Source organism: Nostoc sp., assembly GCF_036917395.1.
Lineage (GTDB): Bacteria > Cyanobacteriota > Cyanobacteriia > Cyanobacteriales > Nostocaceae > Nostoc.
The window spans coordinates 37,810-56,548 of sequence record NZ_JBALDI010000047.1 but is presented as its reverse complement, the minus strand read 5'-3'; the positions used below and the strand labels follow the sequence as shown (position 1 = coordinate 56,548).

15 protein-coding genes are annotated in these 18,739 nt (G+C 40.3%); 5 read left to right on the top strand and 10 right to left on the bottom strand.

What is annotated here, in order from left to right:
• Positions 1–15: 15 nt before the first annotated feature.
• Together V7K46_RS16720 and V7K46_RS16715 are read right to left on the bottom strand one after the other, a co-directional pair.
• A complete protein-coding gene (locus tag V7K46_RS16720; RefSeq protein WP_335114991.1) occupies positions 16–432 on the bottom strand; it encodes a DUF1824 family protein in 417 nt (138 codons plus the stop codon).
• 83 nt (positions 433–515) lie between these two features.
• The gene (locus V7K46_RS16715) at positions 516–1,364 is read right to left on the bottom strand and encodes a prohibitin family protein (RefSeq protein ID WP_335114989.1); all 849 of its coding nucleotides are present in this window, start codon (positions 1,362–1,364) and stop codon (positions 516–518) included.
• Between the two features lie 661 nt (positions 1,365–2,025).
• On the opposite strand from V7K46_RS16715, the gene V7K46_RS16710 reads away from it, so the two are divergent.
• On the top strand, positions 2,026–3,588 hold the full coding sequence (locus V7K46_RS16710; protein WP_335115048.1) for a phytoene desaturase family protein: 1,563 nt from the start codon (positions 2,026–2,028) through the stop codon (positions 3,586–3,588).
• Here V7K46_RS16710 and V7K46_RS16705 read toward each other — a convergent pair.
• From V7K46_RS16705 to V7K46_RS16685, 5 genes are all read right to left on the bottom strand, one after another.
• Positions 3,575–4,249 carry a hypothetical protein gene (locus tag V7K46_RS16705; RefSeq protein ID WP_335114987.1) on the bottom strand — a complete coding sequence of 225 codons (675 nt, stop codon included), beginning with the start codon at positions 4,247–4,249 and terminating at the stop codon, positions 3,575–3,577. The genes V7K46_RS16710 and V7K46_RS16705 overlap by 14 nt on opposite strands.
• A gap of 434 nt (positions 4,250–4,683) precedes the next feature.
• Positions 4,684–5,145 carry a hypothetical protein gene (locus V7K46_RS16700; protein ID WP_335114985.1) on the bottom strand — a complete coding sequence of 154 codons (462 nt, stop codon included), beginning with the start codon at positions 5,143–5,145 and terminating at the stop codon, positions 4,684–4,686.
• A gap of 27 nt (positions 5,146–5,172) precedes the next feature.
• Complete coding sequence (locus tag V7K46_RS16695) at positions 5,173–7,011, bottom strand: bifunctional serine/threonine-protein kinase/formylglycine-generating enzyme family protein (protein WP_335114983.1); 1,839 nt, start codon at positions 7,009–7,011, stop codon at positions 5,173–5,175.
• Between the two features lie 467 nt (positions 7,012–7,478).
• A complete protein-coding gene (locus tag V7K46_RS16690; protein ID WP_335114981.1) occupies positions 7,479–9,878 on the bottom strand; it encodes a beta strand repeat-containing protein in 2,400 nt (799 codons plus the stop codon).
• 508 nt (positions 9,879–10,386) lie between these two features.
• Positions 10,387–11,121 (bottom strand): ABC transporter permease, encoded by a 735-nt coding sequence (locus V7K46_RS16685; RefSeq protein WP_335114979.1) that lies wholly within the window; start codon positions 11,119–11,121, stop codon positions 10,387–10,389.
• Between the two features lie 828 nt (positions 11,122–11,949).
• Between V7K46_RS16685 and V7K46_RS16680 the strand changes: the two genes are divergently transcribed.
• Positions 11,950–13,035 (top strand): glycosyltransferase family 4 protein, encoded by a 1,086-nt coding sequence (locus tag V7K46_RS16680; protein ID WP_335114977.1) that lies wholly within the window; start codon positions 11,950–11,952, stop codon positions 13,033–13,035.
• 180 nt (positions 13,036–13,215) lie between these two features.
• On the opposite strand, the gene V7K46_RS16675 is transcribed toward V7K46_RS16680, so the two are convergent.
• The gene (locus V7K46_RS16675) at positions 13,216–14,844 is read right to left on the bottom strand and encodes a DUF655 domain-containing protein (RefSeq protein WP_335114975.1); all 1,629 of its coding nucleotides are present in this window, start codon (positions 14,842–14,844) and stop codon (positions 13,216–13,218) included.
• Between the two features lie 215 nt (positions 14,845–15,059).
• Between V7K46_RS16675 and V7K46_RS16670 the strand changes: the two genes are divergently transcribed.
• From V7K46_RS16670 to V7K46_RS16660, 3 genes are read left to right on the top strand one after another with little or no spacing between them, the layout of a single operon-like run.
• Complete coding sequence (locus tag V7K46_RS16670) at positions 15,060–16,229, top strand: cysteine desulfurase family protein (RefSeq protein WP_335114973.1); 1,170 nt, start codon at positions 15,060–15,062, stop codon at positions 16,227–16,229.
• Between the two features lie 46 nt (positions 16,230–16,275).
• Positions 16,276–16,503: a hypothetical protein gene (locus V7K46_RS16665; protein ID WP_335114971.1), complete on the top strand. Its 228-nt coding sequence runs from the start codon at positions 16,276–16,278 to the stop codon at positions 16,501–16,503.
• Complete coding sequence (locus tag V7K46_RS16660) at positions 16,503–16,937, top strand: PIN domain-containing protein (RefSeq protein WP_335114969.1); 435 nt, start codon at positions 16,503–16,505, stop codon at positions 16,935–16,937. Before V7K46_RS16665 ends, V7K46_RS16660 begins: the two co-directional genes overlap by 1 nt.
• 171 nt (positions 16,938–17,108) lie before the next feature.
• On the opposite strand, the gene V7K46_RS16655 is transcribed toward V7K46_RS16660, so the two are convergent.
• Together V7K46_RS16655 and V7K46_RS16650 are read right to left on the bottom strand one after the other, a co-directional pair.
• Positions 17,109–18,305: a hypothetical protein gene (locus V7K46_RS16655; protein WP_335114967.1), complete on the bottom strand. Its 1,197-nt coding sequence runs from the start codon at positions 18,303–18,305 to the stop codon at positions 17,109–17,111.
• 54 nt (positions 18,306–18,359) lie between these two features.
• Positions 18,360–18,686, bottom strand: a complete 327-nt coding sequence (locus V7K46_RS16650) for a hypothetical protein (RefSeq protein ID WP_335114965.1) — start codon at positions 18,684–18,686, stop codon at positions 18,360–18,362.
• Positions 18,687–18,739 lie beyond the last annotated feature (53 nt).

Here is an 18,739-nt window from a genome sequence, read left to right as displayed (position 1 = left end):
TACATTCACCGAATTCTATACAAATAAATCCAAGGGTAAATGTCCATACATTTCGTTGATTCCATCTTCGTCGTCAGACTGGCAAGATACTAATACACCACGATGATGTCCAGCATAGGAATCAAGATAACACAAGCCGTTTTTACCATTTAATTTGATATAAACTGAACCTTCAGGCGTAGGTAAATTGTTTGGTGGTTCATAACCCAAAGCCAAAGAATAGGTCTTCATCGCCAGTATTCCTTCTTCTGCTGTATCAGCACAAATTCCTAAAATTTGATAATCAGCAAGCTTGGTGATTAAAATTAAGGCACTACGAATTACTGATTTTTCTGATGGCTTGAGGACAGGCGCAATGTCTAGACAGTTGAATTTATTCAGTAATTTTTTCGCTTCTTCGGCAGTGAGATTCTGAGAATTGGGGGTTGACATAAACTTCGATTATTATCTTGTTAGTTTTTCTGTTGTGTTTAAGTTGGAACTAGCCTAACTTAACTAAGTATTATTTACTCGAATTAAGGTTGATTTTGGACATTCCCAAGGTTGAACATGAAGGGGACACCGCTTTTTGAGTCACTACCCATAACGAGGACTTTTGGCATCTGAGCGCCGCCACTCTTCCAAGCTTCAATTGCTTCTTTTTGTAGAACCAACTGTCCTCCTTGGGCTTTGAGTGTCTCTGCTAAGAGTCTTTGAGATTCTGCCTTACCTTTGGCGCGATTCACATCCGCTTGTGCTTCTTGTTCAGCTTCCCGTGCTACATAAACGGCTCTTTGCGCCCGCTGTTCAGCAATTTGTTTTTCTTCCACTGCTTTGGCAAATTCTGGTGAGAACGCTAAGTCAACTACGCTAGTATCTAACACAATTATCCCATATTTGTCTAAGCGATCGCCTAAGGCATTATCAAAGTCTTCTTTCAATTCACTTCTTTTGGTAATTGCTTCTTCTACGGTTCTTCTGGCTGCGGCAATTTTAAATGCTTCTTGTGTCTGAGGTGCAATGATTTTCGATACAATATTTGCTAAGGTTCCTTGTTTCCTTCTAACTTCAACTACCTGTATGGGATCGAGGCGAAAGTTAATCGCAAATCTCGCAGATAAATTTTGCAAATCCTTAGTAGAACTCTCCGCTGGCACTTCAAACTTTTGCACTGTTAAATCATACACATCTATCACGGAGATAAAAGGCGGTTTCACGTGAATCCCTTCTAATAAAGCGCCATCTTTAGCTTTACCCAAGATGCTGATTACTCCTGCTTGTCCAGGGTTAATAATCACAAAGGAATTTAGTCCAAGAATCACTAATATTGCTAACACAATTCCTAAAACTGTGGTTTGCCAATTTCCCAATTGCTGATTTTTCAAATTCCTCTCTCCATCTGAGTGCTGAGTCGTGTTAGCGGATAGCTATGGTTTAGCCCGTCCTAACTAAAATAGTACGGATAAATCTGAGAGTAGTAAATAGTCAAAAGTTTTGCTTTGACTTGGGTAAACTCAGTTACTAGTTTAAGTTTCTCATCAGTTTGTCTGAATCAAGTCTTTAATCTTCAGACTCAGGACTTTGTTGTGTGGTAATATCAGTTGCACGAAACCGCAAAAAGCCGTGGCTACTTTATAGCAATCCGATCTGAGTTGTAAAAATTATTTTGTCTAACGTAGAGGCATTGGCGCAGCGTCTCGTTGGCGCAACCTCTTCAAGAGTTGAGAAGTGGCTTCCCGCAGGGTAGGGCGCAAACTGTGGAAAGAGAAGATTTTACAGATGATTTAGGATTGCTATAGCAGTCCTAAATGATTTATGAACTTTTCTGTTTCTCCTCTTGGCGCTCTTGGCGGCTTGGCGGTTCAAATAATTTTCATAACTCAAATAGGATTGCTATATATTAAAATTTATTCTATAAATAAATGATCAGTAGATGGTTTCTGTGTTGATGGCGGCTCTGGCAAACTCTTCCCTTGTGCTAGAATCCCTCTGTGAATAGGGTTTGAGACGCGCTAACTCTGGATCAGTTAGCATACCTTGAAAACCATCGTTGCAAACATAAGGGATATGCAAAACACAGATATAGTTGTCATTGGTAGCGGTATTGGCGGTTTGAGTTGTGCTGCTATTTTGGCACGATATGGCTTTGATGTGATAGTCTGCGAAAGCCACTCTATTGCTGGAGGCGCTGCCCATGCTTTTGAGCGCAATGGTTTCAAATTTGACTCGGGCCCGTCCCTCTACTCTGGACTGTCTTACAGCCCCTCTGCCAACCCTTTGCGACAAGTGCTAGATGCAATTGGCTCTGAATTACCATGCGTAACCTATGATACTTGGGGTTGTTGTCTGCCAGAAGGTGATTTTGACACGGGGGTTGGTGCCGAGCAATTTTGTGAAGTGCTGATGAAATTCCGTGGTGATAATGCTGTAGCCGAATGGCAAGAACTCCAACGCGTTATGCAACCATTCGCCAGTGCAGCAACTTCTATACCACCAGCCGCATTACGCTTTGATTTTGGTGCAGCTAGAACTGTGGGCCCATTTGTTCCATCTCTGACAAAAAATGTGGCGAATATCATCAAGCTGACGGGCCCCTTCAGCCGGATTATGGATGGCGTTGTTAAAGACTCGTTTACGCGAAATTGGCTCAATTTGCTGTGTTTTCTACTTTCTGGACTACCAGCAGATGGTACTAGCGCCGCAGAGGTAGCATTTATGTTTGCCGACTGGTATCGACCAGACGCAGTACTTGAATATCCGATTGGTGGTAGTGGTGCTTTAGTTAACACTCTTGTCCAAGGATTGGAGCGTCATGGTGGGAAGTTGATGCTGGGCGCTCATGTGGAGCAAGTGCTTGTAGAAGGTAATCATGCGGTGGGTGTGCGTCTGCGCGATCGCCAAGAAATTCGGGCGCGGCGGGCAGTGATTTCTAATGCATCGGTTTGGGACACACTGAAGCTACTACCAGAAAAGGCAATACCTAAACAGTACCGCAGCAAACGACAGGCAACGCCTGAGTGCGATAGCTTCATGCATCTACATCTAGGCATTGATGCTCAAGGATTACAGTCAAATTTGCGATGTCATTACATCGTAGTCAATAACTGGGAATTGGGCGTTACGGCACCTCAGAATGTTGTGGTGATATCAATCCCTTCAACTCTCGATCCATCCTTAGCACCAGCAGGTAAGCATGTGATTCATGTGTATACTCCTGGTAATGAGCCGTATGCTCTGTGGCAGGGAATGGATCGAAGGAACCAAGAATACGCCGAACAAAAGCGATCGCGTGCAGAAGTAATGTGGCAAGCGCTACAGCGAATCATTCCAGATATTCGCTCTCGTTGCGAAGTCACACTAGTTGGTACACCTCTAACCCACGAGCGTTATCTCCGTCGTCATCAAGGTTCCTACGGCCCAGCAATTCCGGCTGGTGCTGGTATGTTTCCTGGCCCCAGCACACCTCTACCAGGACTGATGTGCTGTGGCGACTCGACATTTCCCGGCATTGGTTTACCAGCAGTCGCCGCTAGTGGGCTGATTGCTGCGAATACCCTTGCGCCGGTTAATAAGCATTTAGCAATGCTTCAAGATATCAAGTGGATTTAATTTTTTGAGTATAAAATCTAGTTGCCAACAGAGCCGCACCTGCTGCCAAAACTGCTAGTACACTGTCAGGTTCGGGTACGGCAGCAACTTCAGCATCAATTCGTGCAGTTCCAGCAAACAAACCGGACAAGTCAGGTTTTTGCAGTATAGTTGCAAACTCTGGAGAAACTAGCAATTTAACATCAGGGATGGTTAAATTTTGACCATCAAATGCCACAGGTTCTGTAATACTCAAATCAAACAAAATTGTATTTAAAGAGAATGTGTCTCTTAAAACAAATCCGCTGCCACCTGTGACAGTACGTCCCGGAGCCAGACCAATTGATAGGTCACCAACAGTAATTTGATCATTGAAGGTAACAGTACCAGTACCCTCGATTGTACCTGAGAGCGGAGTAAAACCGCCCTCGTCACTAAACGTGAAGTTAGTAGCTGAGTCGATTTTGAAGCCAACTAAGTAATTGCTGGGAATTGGTGCAACTGTATTATTAGTGCCTGTTATGAGTAACCCGATACTTTTAAGAATCTCTTCGTGGTCACGATCAATGCTGGTAACTCCAGATATCACTTTAAAAGTTGCAGCTTCTACCTGTATGGGTGTAATTGATATAAAAGCTGCTGTAGTACAACCAAGAATCCCTGCAAATTGAGAAAAACGCATAGATACTCCTTATCTTCGTAGTTTATTCTATCTAAAAAAACGCTTTTTATTAATCTAAAAATTTAGGGAGTACCGCTAAGAAGCTGGTCTTAAAAGATAAAAAATACTTTTTAGAATTCGATATGAATTAATTATCAAGTTGATAACAAAATTCTAATCATACAGTTATAAATACAAAGTTAGATAAGTGGGTAAAAATAAATATCATTGCTGAGGATGAAGGAAAAAGTATGAGGCATAAGACGTTAAACATAAAAAACGAGAAAAATATAGTTACGTTTAATTATGTCCAATGTCAATTATTTAGCCTTAAACCTAACAATGATGATGTGGTAAAATATAAACTTTTCCTCTAATTACTGATAAAATTAGGTTAAGAGGCAAAGCACTGTCTTAAAGGCTATTTATAAAGTAAGGTGTGTTAGGCTGTTGATTTATAGGCTTGTTCTAATCCACCAGCTTATTTTCTCCAAATTAGGATCTATTTGCTGCCAAAAGCTTGCTGATGAGTCTGCTTCTCTCGCTGCTGTGAATATTTTATCTATACTATCAAAGTTTTTTTGAATCAACTGCTTATCTAGTTTAGGAATATCTAATTTAAGATACTTCAGACGGTTGGGTAACTCTACTTTCTCTCTTGTCGGCAAGTTGGGAATCTGATCAACTTGTTCTATAATTTTATCTATTGATGCAATTACTTCTTCAATATTCGGTTTTTTAATTTTTAATTGTAAATCTTTTTCTTCAAAGGTTTCTTCTTGATCACCTAATTTTACTATCACTATTTTAACAAAGAAAATATTGTAATCAACCTCACTAACTTCACCTACTTGTTGATGATATTTTCCACTTTTATTTATAAGTACTATGTCACCTTTCTCAATTCTCTCTTTCATAATTTCTACAACCTCTAAATTAAATTGCTAAATAATCTCCTCTACAGAAAATACTACTCTAAAGCCACAAACCCTCAATCCACCGTCTGACTCATTCCAGCTACGACTGGCGCTGCGACAAAGTTCTGCACTGAAACTCCAAGAACCACCGCGTAAGACTCGGCGATTAATATCACCGTCAACTTCCCAAGCTGTTCCATCTAAGGGTGCGTCGTTATAATTGTTGTGCCAAGAATCAGCGCACCATTCCCAAACTAGCCCATGCATATCGTACAATCCAAAAGCGTTAGCTACTTCAAAACTACCAACGTTTGTTGTTTCTTTACGGAATTTGCTTTTTGGTTCGACAGCACAACTGACTAACTCAGAGGTAATCGTTTCACCAAAATGGAAGGATGTTGTAGTTCCAGCCCGACAAGCATATTCCCATTCAGCTTCACTCGGTAAACGATAGTCGCGTCCGGTTTTTTCTGATAGTCTGAGACAGAATTCTACAGCCTCATACCAAGATACATTTTCCACTGGTCTATCTAGACCTTTGAATTTCGATGGATGGGGATTTAAAGCTTGTTTAACTTTGGGTAAAGCCGCTACTACTCTCCACTGTGCTTGAGTTACAGGAAATTTTCCCATAAAAAATGGTTCGACGCTAACTTCGTGTCGAGGACGTTCGTCAGCATCCCCTTCAAACTCTGGTGAACCCATCATGTAAGTACCACCAGGAATTGATACCATTTCTAATGTGACAGACTTACCCAATTCTTCAGCAAAGAAGTTTGCATTGCTGTTCACGCGGTTTACTTCTCTACCACCTGTGTCTACTGTCACTACATCAAATTCAAAGGTTTCTAAGGAGAGTAATGGTATTATTACTTTTTGCGGTAGCAGCGGTAATATAGATTGGGACATCGAAACAATTTTTAGGGCAATCGGTTCAATGTTCGATGTTGTAAACTTCAAATCGTTGAGAACTTCTACTGCTGTTTGATATCTTTCGCTCGGTAGATGTTTTAGTAGTTTATCTAAAATTTTCCCTAAGTCATCACTGATAGTAATACCTTTTTCTTGTAACCGTTGATGCCACAACCACTTAGCATTCATGGCATCATAAATAGGGTCATTAATCTGTCCAGAAGCATCCTGTAAAGGCAAACATCGAGTTAAAAGACGCACGCAAGTTACACCCAAAGCATACAAATCACTGGCGTGACAAGCAAATCCAGCCATTTGTTCTGTTGGGGCATAACCAAGGGTATAAATTACTGTAGCTTGTCTTCCTAAACTGGTTTGTGTTAGCTGTTTAGCACCACCAAAGTCAATTAATACGGGTTTTTCATCACTTGCACGGCGGATAATATTTTCTGGTTTTATATCCCGATGAATGACATTATGGGTATGAATGAATTCCAGAACTGGCAATAAATCAGTTAAAAGTTCCCAAATTTGTTTTTCACCATAGCTTTTTTGCTGAACTTCTTGTAAGAGAGTTTTTCCTTGAATAAATTCTTGTACGAGATACAAGCTAGTACCTTGTTCAAAATAAGCTAGTAATCTGGGAATTTGCGTATGATTTTCTCCCAATTCATACAACCGAAAAGCTTCTTCTTTGAAAAATTCCGCTGCTTTGGTGCGTTGTCCTGTTCCCTGAAATTGTGGGAAAAATTGCTTGATGACACAAGGCGCATTTAGTCTGTCTACATCTTCAGTTGCATAGGTTCTGCTAAACCCACCTTCACCTAAGAGTCTCAATACGCGGTAACGGTTTCTCAGAAGTTTGCCAAAGTTGCTTTGTCCGCAACTCACGCAAAATCTATTGCCATCAGAGTTGAATGGATTTGAGCAATTGGGATTTTGGCAGATTTGCATAATCAGGAGGAAATAGCATCTTCTCCAAAGTTAGCCCCAATATTATCTAATTGAAAACAGTTTTGTAGAGAAGCGAACACGGAATTTTTTATATGTGCTTAAAAACTATCTTTCCCATGAGGATAGAAGGATGATTAAAATAATTCGTACTTAAGTTTTATAAGGGTGATTTAAACCTACCACAAAACTTGCCGCTTGTTAGTTGTGGGGGACTTAAAGCCCCAAAATTAGTTAACAATTCCAAATTTAAAATTTAAAATTTAAGAGAGTTACATAAGAGGATTTAAACCCTGAATTAAACTTATATTGGTGCATTAGGCTTGCCGTAACACACCCTGCATTTTAATATAGCTCTTGTTCACTAGCCAAAAAAGTTCGCAAAGAACCAAATGAACATAGTAGGGTAGCATAGCTGTGCTACCCTACCCGTGTACCTGATTCAAATGAGAATCGCTATATCAGATAACTTAATTGACCTTACGTTGAAAACTAAATGTTCCAGACTGTCCAGGTTGAAGTGGCCCAGGAATTGTGTCTAGATAGGTGGTAATATTAACGCCAATCACATCCGTTACAGCTACTCCCAAATTTAAATAAGTTACAATTCCGGCAGGATCAATTGCAGTATTAAACACATGACTGGTATCCACCGTTCCATTGCCATCATTGTCTTTCGCCCAGTTATTATTAGTGGAATTACCATTTTCAGTAATAATGATTCCAGTTGCACTTATAGTAGCGTTATTTGAGCCGATGGCAACTGATGAAATATTGGTATAAGTAATCCGATACTCAATAATGTTGCCTACACCAGGCTTTTTCGGTGTTGTGCTAAAAGTGCTATCATTCGTAGCAACAGCAGCTCCACTTCCTTGTATAATTCGAGATTCTTTCACAAGTTTCAAGAAACCTGTGTAAACTTGGTCAATAGTATTATTGTAAGATTCTCCAGAATTAAACGCTCCATCATTATTGCTATCCACAAAAGCTCGAATTGTCACAGGAAAAGCTTTACCTGTATCTGTTGATAGAGGCGTTCCTCCAGGTAAATCTACAGTTACGGTATAATCAACTGGGAGATTATTGAGGGTTGGTAGGACAATTCCTAAGCCAGAAGTTAAGGTGAAGACAGTACCATTGTATGTATAAGTGGCAACGTTGGCTCCAGAAGTCAACGTTACAGTTGTACCTGATGGAAGGTCACTAGTATTGGTTGGGGTAACTGGTACTAGTAAGACATTACTCAACAACGTTGGATCGGGGTTTAGTATAGTATTGAAGAAGCTGACAGCACCAGGATCGATGGTAGATCCTGGGGGCAGATAGAGTGAAACGATCGCTGATTGGTTTGAAAAATCATTATTATTATCAGTTGCTCCCACAGCGTCAGGGTGCAAATGCGGCCCATTCAAAATCGAAGTTTGGGCAGTCATCGTGAAGGTGTTAACTTCACCTCCAGGCCCTTGACCTGTGTTGTTATTACTGCTATCTGCTCCTTGACTGGCAACATTTGCTACCCCACTATTAGGAATATTTGAACCAACAGTACCATCATCATTAAAGTTGCTGGGGTTTTGGTCGCCTGACTCATCATAAACTAACTGATTGAGTGTATCACCTTGAGTTTGACCAAAGCTCTGAGCAATATTAGAAATCGTGGCTGTGGAAGTCAGAACTCCATTTGTCACCACTTGGAAGGATAATCCATTTACTGTTGTCCCGGCAGTGAGAGTGCCAGATTTAACAAATCCAACACGAGTTACCAATGTTAAATCAACGGGTACAATACTAGTCCAAAGGGCATTGTTTGCCGTCACTACTGTAGGCGTCACAGTGTAAACAACACTCCAACCTGTAGGAGGGGTAACTACACTTGCCAAGTGAGTATTTACGGGAATGGCATCAGATACCAAAATTTTGGCACCAATCAGCGCATCTACATTAATATTCGTACCTACCAAATTTGTGGGAGTTAATCCTGTACTACCTGCGGGACTTGTGGAATCAATTTTTAGACTCAAATCGTAGGTCAACTTATCATCACTCAGATTGTTGGGTGTACTGGAATCTGAATACCCAGAACGAACTTTTAAGACTTTAGCAAAGGCCTGTGGAGTTGCAGAGATGGTAGTTGTTTGTATAGCACTAGCTTCTCGTTCTCCATTCAACGGTATCCCTGCCGTTTCTCCTGCTGTTGCATCTGAATTATCAACGGTGCGGACTTCCGTAGTGTTTGAGCCATCAGGACTATCAGGTTGGTTTTGGGTAGTATTACTGTTATCGTTAGGGCCTGTATCACCTAGTAATACTGAAATATTAGAACCCGGCGTTGCCAACAAATTAACTGTGACAGGAACACGCACTTTGACAAATCCACTAACAGGAATGGAACCAGTGGTAAAACCAGCGTTGGGAATAGTAGTTTCAAATGTACCGTTGCCATCTAAATCTGCGGTAATTGCGCCAGCTGTTGCTGGCCCTGTAATAGTAGCTTTACCTGGAATAAAGAAACGGGTGGGATCATTCCCCACATTAGTAATCAAAAAATCGTAGTACAGCAAATCATTAGAAACAACACTACCACCTGTTGTATCTGTCATGCCTTGAGAAGTCACCGTAATTCCTGCTATCTCTGCTACAGTAATTGTTACAGTATTGGAAGTAGTTTTATTAAGAACATTTACTCCCAAATTATTCACGTAATTATATTCAGCAGTTGCGGTGTTGTTGATAACAGTACCAGCAGTTGTACCATCTGCTAAAGAAGGCATTACTAGTGTAAATAGCCCTCCTAAAGAAATTGCTGTTGCTAATAAAAAACGGTACTGATGCAATTTCTGAGCGAAAAAGTTGCATGATGGTTTCATGATTTATGAACCGATTTTCAGTTTTTTAATTTTTGTTATCTAAGATTTTGCACCCAGTTTTTTTAAAACTTTTTTAGAGAGTAGACACTGCTTACTATTCACTTAAATACTAATTTTTAAGCACTCCTGACTCTACGAATGTTCAGAATGGCTGATTTAGAACTAAACTTCACATATTCAATTTTGTTTGTAAAACCTAATACTTAACACCGAAAATTTGCTTAATTTGAAGTATTGCCTAATTTTAAATAATTGGTATAAATACTAATTATTGACCCTTGAGCCTTAACTTAACTCAGTACTCTCTATGCCGAATGGCACTAAAAAAAGCTCAAACACTTGTGGTTTAAGCAGTTTGTAATTTTACGTAATTCCGATTGAATACAACTTAAAGAATTCTCAGTGTTCTCATCTATGATTGAATCAGGTATAGTACTTAAAGCCTTAGAAACTGCGATTCCATCTGATGCTATTGAACAGGCGAAGATCGTAAAGATTGATTTGACTCTTATTTGAAACTTTTATTCTCTTCAGAAGCACGAATTAATTCAGCTACAAGAGCAACGATCGCAGATACTGAAATCAACATCACACTCAAAGCGTTAATATCAGGCTTGACTCCGGTTCTAATGCGGCTAAAAATTTCCATTGGTAGGGTGTTAGAACCGCTACCAGCAGTAAAACTGGCAATGAGAAAGTCATCTAAGCTAAGGACAAAGGCCAAGAGACAACCAGCTACAATACCAGGCATCAATTGAGGTAACAATACTTTGATGAAAGCTTGTGTGGGTGTAGCGCCTAAATCTAGTGCTGCTTCTTCTAAGTGAGGATCTAAATTAGTCAGTCGTGAAGCAACTACAAGTCCGACGTAGGCGAGACAAAACACCACATGGGCTGCAACTATTGTCCACAAACTTAAGGGTATTGCAAACGCCGCTAGGCATACTAAGGTAGCTACTGCGATCGCAATATCAGGAATAATCAATGGTAGGTAAGCAATACCACGATACAATTTTTTACCAGGAAATTGGTAACGCGCCAACCCAACTGCCATCAAGGTTCCCAGCACTGCTGAAATCCCCACTGCACAAACACCAACTATCATACTGTTTTGCAAAGCTGATAAGATGCGATCGTCACTGAACAACTTGCGATACCAATCGAGAGTGAATCCTTGCCAAGTTGCACTGTAGGGCGACTGATTGAAGCTATAAAAGCCAAGTACCAGTATAGGCAGGTACATGAAAATAAGTATTATGAGTGAGAAAACCGCCTGCCATGAGACACGCGGTTTTTTGAGATATGCAGAGATATTCACGTTTATATTTTATTTTATTGATAGCAACATAGAATATCATATTTAATGAAATAAGTCAATAATTTAACTCTCTTCTCTAGCCCTGTCAAGGTGGGCGCAAGTATTCTAAAACCCTTGATTTAGCGTTAATTTGATTTTGGCAAGCACGCATTTATTCATCTTTTACCGTCCGAAAATTATCACATAAATCTAGCCCTAATTTTGTCTCAAAGAGGCAAAACCTTGGCTGTAGACTTCGACCTACAAGGAAATCTAAGTCTGTGGCTTGGGATTAAGGTAAATAGGTTGATGGTATGGTAACCCTATCTTATGAAAATCTACCCTTTGGGCGGCTACGGGTTGTCCTTTAGGTACGGAAAGCCGCCCAAAGAGTGACTACACACTTTATTCTTTAATTAACATTTGAAAATCAGATAATTAACAGGCGATAATAGAGCTTTTTCGTCCATTATCACCATTTAGCTGAAATTTTGACGATTAAATAAAATTCATTCTTATAAAAAAACTATATTTAAAATTGCACCAAATCACCAAAAATTAATAAATTAGAATGGATTTACCTCTTTAGGAGTGGGTAATTTCCGTACTAGGATAGATAAAAAATATAAAAAAATGAGCATAAAATTTGAATGGAATTGTTAATCAGTTTAGGATCTGAAGTTACTTTCTGATGCAGAGTGAATCAATTACAAGCACTAGAGCAACAGAAAGAAAAAACTTCTAATTCAATTTTTATTTTTTAGGAGGTTTGTGATGCGAATTGCTCAAGTAGCTCCATTATGGGAAAGAGTTCCGCCTCCAGCTTATGGTGGTGTAGAGTTAGTAGTGGGGTTACTGACCGATGAATTAGTTCGACGCGGACACGAAGTAACTTTATTTGCATCGGGAGATTCTATTAGTCTGGCAAAACTAACGTCAGTTCATCCCCGTGCCCTCAGACTTGATCGCACTATCAAAGATTACAGCGTTTACGAAATGCTGAATCTAGCTTCAGTGTATGAACGTGCAGAAGAGTTTGATATTATTCACTCTCATGTGGGGCATGGGACACTGGCCTACGCAAATCTCGTCACAACCCCTACAGTTCATACGTTACACGGTATTTTTACCCCTGACAACGAAAAGATATTTAGTTTTGGGAAAAAACAACCCTACGTCAATATTTCCGATGCACAACGAGAACCAAGGTTAGGGTTAAACTATCTAGCAACGGTCTACAACGGGATTGATGTCAGCAGTTATAATTTTCACGCCCAACCAGAAGATCCGCCCTACCTGGCGTTTTTAGGTCGGATGTCTCCAGAGAAGGGAGTGCATTTAGCAATAGAAATTGCCAAAGAAGCTGGTTGGCATTTGAAAATGGCAGGTAAGATAGATGCCGTTGATGTAGAATACTTTGAGAAGGAAATTAAACCGCACATTGACGGCAAGCAAATTGAGTATCTAGGTGAAGCTAACCATACTCAAAAAAATGCCCTGATGGGAGGTGCGGTAGCAACTCTGTTCCCGATCACTTGGCGGGAACCGTTTGGGTTGGTAATGGTTGAATCAATGGCTTCGGGTACGCCAGTGATTGCGATAAAATTGGGGTCTACTGAAGAGGTAATTTCCCACGGCAAAACAGGTTTCCTCTGCAATAATATTCAAGAGTGCATCAGTGCTATTGACCAAGTAACAGAGTTAGACCGCTATGCCTGTCGTCAGCATGTCGAAAATATTTTCAGCGTTAAGCATATGACTGATGGCTATGAGGCGGTTTATCAACAAGTAATAGCAGAACGATTTTCTCAGAATGGGCATTCCCGCAGTTTGCTTAGTTTAAGTAGCGATCGCATTTAAATTGTCTGCCCCAGATCCCCGACTTCGTAAAAGTTGTCGCGGATCTTGTTAGTCAAATCAAAAGACCTCTAAGAGGTTTTACTACGCAAAACCTGTCTCTCTCTGAGTCTCAGAGGCACAGACTTGAACTTTAGTTCAAGCTAGAAAGAGGTTTATCGAACTCACGTTAAATAAAGACTGCTACCAAGTAACTCGTTCGCTCCATTTTTCTACAGTTCTAGTACTAACTGGAACTCTTTTTAAGTCTTGTAAAGATGTAAATTTTTGCTGTTGACGGCTAAGAATTATCCGCTGTGCTAACTTCTTACCCACGCCAGGGAGAGTTGCTAATTCTTCCAGACTTGCAGTGTTGATATTTATTTGTTTAATTGCTTGTAGTTCACTTGATGAAGAAGTTTTTATCTGCGGACACCGTGTTTGTTCTAATTTAATTTTTTCTTGAATTGCTGGTGGTAAACCGGGTTTAATTTTGGCATAAAGACGAGCAAATTCTCGCACATAATGAGTAGCAACTATGGGATTTTTAATCACTACAAGTGTCTCATCGTTACCATTATTCGCAGCGTCTGACCAATTATGAGAACCTGTAATTACTATTTGGCTATCAATCACACCAAATTTGTGATGCAATAAATCGCCTTTGGGTAATACAGGTACGCCTACGGTGGTAATTGGATTTTGCCAAGGATGGTTATCAACTTCATATTTACATTTGTTACTAAGAGCAACCCCCATCATATCCAATGCTTCGCTGTAGGGACGATAGGCAAATTGTGGTTCAATCAAAGCGCGAATTTGGACACTTTGTTGATGGCGATTTTCTAAGATATTGGCAAGACGTTGATCGGAAAGGACAAATAACGCCATATCAACAGATTTAGTTGCTGAATCTAAAGTTTTACCAATTAAACCATTACTACTGTTATTCCAGGCTTGAGTTGGAGAAGTAGGCGAAAATTGCACAGTAATTGTGGTTTGATTTAATGTAATTTGTTTAGGCGATCGCATCGGTTTTTGCAAACCAAATCGACTATCTGGCTTACCTCCTGGCCCATCTCCCCACATAACGTTAAACTCTTCTGTAAATAAAGATGCTAATTCTGGGCTATCAATCTGCAATAAATTATTGGCATTTCCTAAACTGCTAGAATTTGTAAAATCACCAGAAGTATCACTTAAAGTAAAATTCGCCGAAGTGATAATTACAAGACGATTGTCCACAATCACAAATTTGTGATGCATCAAACTACTACCTGCTGAACCATCTGCTTGATCATCTATCCAGGGAATTTTGGCATTTTGCAAAATTATCAAAGCATCTCTTTGATTAATCTCTGCTGGACTAAGTTGATTATCTTGGTTAATATCGATAAATTGGCGAAATTCGTGATAGCGTTCCTGTTCTCTTTTATTTAACTTACCTATTTCAGCAGATGTTAAACTACTCCAAGGTCGGCTATAGGTATTTTCTAAAATTATCCTGACTTTTACCCCAGCTTTTTGTCTATCAACCAATGCTTGGGCAACTTTGGGTAAACGTAATTCTTGCACCGCCACATCTACTGTAGATTTAGCGTGCGTAATAGCATTGACAATTTGTTTTTCTAAATCATCCCCCAGGCGAGTTTGCTGACGGTAAGCTTCCTTGTATTCTGAAGACTCAGAATGGTTAAAGTAAACTTGAACTAAAGGGTCTTGTGGTAAGGGTGCTGGACGCTGATTGTAGGACTCGACTCGTTGACAACCAGCGAAGGGAAATATCAGTAAAAAGATATATAAAAAATATCTTTGTCTAGAGAGAAGTTGCACTGTAATCTGTTAAAAATGGATTGAGAGTGGACATATTTATCATTCCCAAAATTTTGTATTTTGAATTAAGTAGATAAATAGCTTTCCAAGCAAAGGGAAAAATCCCCTGTTAGAGGCATTACAGAGATTTTTTTATAATTTGTCCACTAAAACTGTATATGCTGACAAGATCAGCAGCCTACTACTAACGTGTGTTCTCACGATTATTCAGTTATATGCAAATTTATCTAGATTACAGCGCCACCACTCCCACTCGAAAAGAAGCGATCGCAGTTATGCAAACAGTCCTCACCCAACAGTGGGGCAATCCTTCCAGCTTACACGAGTGGGGACAACGGGCTGCAACGGTTGTGGAACAAGCCAGAGTCCAAGTTGCTGGTTTAATTAACGCCACCGATCCGGCATCCATAATCTTTACCTCTGGCGGCACTGAGGCAAATAATTTAGCAATTATGGGTGTGGCTCGGTTGTATGCTGTTCCTCAACATCTAATTATCTCCAGCGTCGAGCATTCAGCAATTTCTGAGACAGTGCGGTTCTTAGAAATGTGGGGTTGGGAAGTTACGCGCTTGTCTGTAGATATTAAAGGTAGAGTCAATCCCCTAGATTTAAAGGCAGCCTTGCGACATAACACAGTTTTGGTTTCAGTGATTTACGGTCAAAGTGAAGTAGGGACAGTGCAACCGATCGCAGAACTGGGTAAGATTGTGCGATCGCATGGTGCTTTGTTCCACACAGATGCGGTGCAAGCTGCGGGACGCTTACCCATAAATGTGCAACAACTCCCAGTAGACTTACTTAGTCTTTCCAGTCATAAAATATATGGACCCCAAGGTGTAGGGGCGTTGTACGTGCGTTATGGTGTGGATTTGATGCCTCTACTGGGTGGTGGTGGGCAAGAAATGGGACTGCGTTCTGGTACGCAGGCAGTACCGATAATTGCGGGGTTTGGTGTAGCAGCAGAATTAGCAGCCGAAGAATTAGCTATGGAAACACCACGGTTAATTGAGTTACGCGATCGCGCCTTTGCCCAATTAGCTGAGATTCCTGGTTTAATTGCTACAGGGGATGGCTGCGATCGTTTACCTCACCATGTCAGTATGTGTCTAGAACACGCCGATGGCGAAAAATTCAGCGGTAAAGCCTTGGTACGACAGCTAAACCTTGCTGGCATTGGTATCAGTGCTGGTGCTGCCTGTCACAGTGGTAAACTTAGCCCTAGCCCGATATTGTTAGCGATGGGCTATTCTGAAAAAGCCGCTTTGGGTGGAATTCGCATCACATTGGGGCGTGATACAACGGAAGCTGATATAGATTGGACAGCGATGGTGTTGAAGCAAGTTTTGCAGAGGCTAACGCCGGATTTATCTTTAGTTAAGCGTTAGTCCGTCATACTAAAATTTAGATACAGCATTTGTCGGAGTGTTTTCTATGTCCCTGCAAGAGCTTAAAGAGCAAGCCCGTCAACTGCCAGTGAGCGATCGCCTTGAACTCGTCCGTGCGATCATCGAATCCTTACAAGATGTTCCAACCCAACCACCTGAGCGATCGCGTATTATCAAGCAGATGAAAGGTTTATTGAAGACTGACCAGCCAGTGCCGACTGATGAACAGGTGGAGTCCATGCTAGAAGAACGTCGGGTGGAGAAGTATCTTTAGTGAGAGTTTTGATTGATACCAACATTGTTTTAGATTATTTGCTAGACCGAGAGCCATTTCTGCAAGATGCCCAAGCCGTGTTTAATATGATTGATTCTGGACAAGTGGTTGGATACGTGAGTGCAACAACACTCACTGATATTTTCTACATCGCCCGCAGACAAACTCAAAGTATTGAACTTGCTAGACAAGCAGTTTCAACCACACTGGCGGTTATGGTGATTTGCTCTGTAAATCGGGCTATTTTAGAAGCAGCTTTCGCATCTGGTTTAGCTGATTTTGAGGATGCGGTACAAATTTATTGTGCAGTTGCTCAGAATTTAGACGCGATCATTACTCGCGATTTGCAAGGGTTTTCTAATTCAGCGATACCCATTTTGTCAGTGCGTCAGCTATTAGAGCAGCTAGGGTCAGATGAAGAGACGCAGAATTAGTTGCTTCAGCATAACGAAGAAGTGCGATCGCCAGTTTCGTGCAAGTTTCTGAGTAGGAGAGGGGTGAGCGTAACTCCCTATGTCACGGCTGCCGAAAGGGTTAAACGAGTCTTTTACAATCAGGTAAATTTTGAGCCTAATGTAATTTTTTAAGGTTGATTGCATACTTTGTTAGCTTTGGAAACTTCGATTCTCCTTCAATCTGACTGCTGCTACTGGAAACCCATTTGGCCCATCAATATGATAGACTTCTACCTTTTCTTGTTGCTCAAGTTGCTTAATGACGGAGTATGAAGCAGAGTAATCATAGCCTATTAATCCCAAATGATTCTTTACAAAACTAGCTAATCCAACGAAACCGTTAGTACGAGAGTAATGTTCTTGTCTTTCTCTCAAATCATTTAACAGTTCGTCTTCAGAAATGACTTTATATGGATCAGCTACTTCAATAATATTAGATTTTATTGTTTCTAAATCATTTGCACTAAAGGCGATTGTTTCAATTTTTAAATTAGCATCTTCAATGGTTTGTAGTAATGATGTAGCAAGCCTCTGACAGTTCTGAAGATCATCGTTAGTGAAAAGATTATTATGTGCAACTTTATGCCGCAGCTTTTCAAGTTTCTCCCACTGATGTTGAAAATCTTGATCTTTAAAAGTCTCTCTAAAAAACTTTGTATAGTTGCTCTGTAACTCCTCTTTAAGCCTATCAACAGCATTTACACTACTTTCTATCTCAAGAACTTTTCGGATGATATCTTCTCGATTAATGTAACCTGATGACTGTTGGTAAACGATCTTACCTAATTCTCCAAAGTCTATAAGGTAGACTTTATTATCAATTACTGAACCAAAAATTGTTTCATTATTCTTTCTTTGACTGGCTTTCTTTTTCATCTCAGCATCAGCAGTGACCTCCCACCAGTTAGGACCAAGCTTTGTGACAAAAAACTTAATGATATACTTTCTCAGCCGATTCTCAACTCTGTTAATACTAGGATATATTTGCTGTGCAATAAACTCCGATATTTCATCAAGAAGAATATATACAAATTCAAATCCTTGAGACTTCAAATACTGACAAACAGGTAGCCTTACCTTTTCCAGTCCTTCGTAAGAGCCAGAACACTTAACTGAAAAGGCTCTTTTCAGAATAGATTCCGAGGTAGACTCTATCTCTAACTTCTCTACAGTCAATGATATATCCTCATCTCGAATTTCTAAGTTCGGAGAGATCCCAGTCAAAGATGCAGATTGCCATAATGTCGAATTTGCAAATAAAACATGAATAACATTTTGGGATTCTTGCAAGACTGTTTTATTCTGTGAATCCACGCAAAGAACTTCAAAACTATATGTCTGGCTCATTCACCCTTCCCAAATTTTGCCTTATCAAAGCTAACATGGACTCAATATTGATCGTCAATAGGCGATTGCCTTTACCACATTGATCCTTTTGCCACCGTCATATTCCTTAGCAGAACTGCTAAGGCGATCGCAGCACTCTATGTCACTGCTGTCGAAAGCATCACCCCAGTTTTTTACAAATAAGTACAATTTTGAGCGTGTCTCCCATGCGATCGCCAATCTCGTGCAAGTTCCTGAGTAAGTGCGATATTTATGCAGTTTCCGATCGCTTTTTGCAAGAAATAACTGGTCATAGGCGATCGCCTTTACGATATTGATCCTTTCGTCACCATCATATTCCTCGGCAGGGCTGCTAGGATTTCCATAGATTCGGTTTAACAATGAGCTACTCAAGCAAATTTCACAGCTGCATTTATCAAATTTCATGCTAACCA